The sequence below is a fragment of the Halobacillus trueperi genome, assembly GCF_003386945.1.
In the GTDB taxonomy this organism is placed as follows: Bacteria; Bacillota; Bacilli; order Bacillales; family Halobacillaceae; genus Halobacillus; species Halobacillus aidingensis.
Genome location: NZ_QUAE01000063.1, coordinates 1 through 293 on the forward strand (window position 1 = coordinate 1; position 293 = coordinate 293).

Annotated in this window: 1 protein-coding gene; it reads right to left on the reverse strand. The window is 36.2% G+C overall.

The window, feature by feature from the left end; all coding sequences use genetic code 11:
- Window positions 1–191, reverse strand: a 191-nt coding sequence (locus tag DYE48_RS20980; RefSeq protein ID WP_147299305.1) for a cold-shock protein, incomplete at its 3' end; no start/stop codon positions are given.
- Window positions 192–293 lie beyond the last annotated feature (102 nt).

The window sequence follows — 293 nt, forward strand, 5'->3', positions numbered from 1 at the left end:
TGAACGTTAGCAGCTTGTGGTCCACGGTTACCTTCAACAATTTCAAAGGAAACTGTCTCGTTTTCTTCTAATGTTTTGAAACCTTCGCCTTGAATAGCAGAGAAATGAACGAATACATCATCTTGCCCTTCTACTTCAATAAAACCAAAACCTTTACTTTCGTTAAACCATTTAACATTACCTTGTAACATAAATTGTTACCTCCTGCGTGGAACTGATCCACAATGTATTACTATTATTGCTCTGCATATTCATTCCAGACGAAAGTGACTTACTAGTTACTTTTGCTTTCA